Origin of the sequence: Mycobacterium sp. E342 (genome assembly GCF_001667665.1) — a bacterium.
Classification (GTDB): Bacteria; Actinomycetota; Actinomycetes; order Mycobacteriales; family Mycobacteriaceae; genus Mycobacterium.
The window spans coordinates 1-939 of record NZ_LZJM01000066.1; the positions used below are offsets into that span (position 1 = coordinate 1).

Sequence of the window (939 nt, forward strand, 5' to 3'; positions counted from 1 at the left end):
CCCTCGCGCACCGCGCTGGTCTGCATGCCGGTGGCATCGGCGCCGGCGGCTCTTTCGGTCATGGCAAAGCAGACCCGGATATCGCCGTTGACCAGCGGGACCAGGTAGCGCTGCTTCTGCTCCTCGGTCCCGTGCTCGATGAGGGTCAGCATGGTCGCGTCCTGTGGGCCCATGCAGTTCAACGCCCACGCACCCAGATGGCTGAACGCGCGGCCCACTTCGACTTGCACGACGGCATTGGCCAAGTGCCCCAACCCCATTCCGCCGTACTGCACCGGTACGAAGGGGCACCACAACCCTTCCGCGTGGGCCCTGTCCTGGACCTCCTTGACGATGTCGAAGAAGGGACGCGTGCCGATCTGTGGCTCCGCCGGCAGCACTACCTCGTCGATGAAAGTGGCGACCCGGGCACGCAGTTGCTGAATCTCCGCCGGGAGCTCGAAATCGATCATGTGACATACCCTGCCATCATTGACACTCACTGTCAAGATTGCTATCTTCGGAGCGATGACCACCACCGCACACCTTGTCGACATTGGCCGGCTCGACGAGTGGATCGGCGACCGCCTCCCTGGCCGTGGTCAGCCGCTGACGGCTGAACGCATCGGGGCAAGCACCGGAATCGCCAATGCACTGTTCCGCGTAGCACGCGGCGACGACGCCTGGGTCCTGCGCCGCCCACCCGTGGTGAAGAATGACCCGAGCGCGTCAAACACCCACCGCGAGTGGCGCATTCTGCACGCCCTCGAAGGCACACCGGTTCCGCACCCGCAGCCCGTGCTGTACTGTGCTGACACCGACGTACTTGGTTCTGAATTCATGCTGATGGGCGTCGTCGACGGATTCACGCCCGGTTTCGACTTGCCCGAGCCGTTCGCCGGCGATCCCGAATTGCGGCACGACTTGGCCATGGCCTACGTGGACGGACTGGTCCATCTC

2 protein-coding genes are annotated in these 939 nt (G+C 64.3%); one reads left to right on the forward strand and one right to left on the reverse strand.

What is annotated here, in order from left to right:
- A partial coding sequence (locus tag A5692_RS03230) for an acyl-CoA dehydrogenase family protein (protein WP_197514338.1) occupies nt 1-452 on the reverse strand: 452 nt, incomplete at its 3' end.
- Nucleotides 453-507: 55 nt separating this feature from the next.
- On the opposite strand from A5692_RS03230, the gene A5692_RS03235 reads away from it, so the two are divergent.
- Nucleotides 508-939: phosphotransferase (locus A5692_RS03235; RefSeq protein ID WP_156765905.1), on the forward strand; the 432-nt coding region annotated here is incomplete at its 3' end.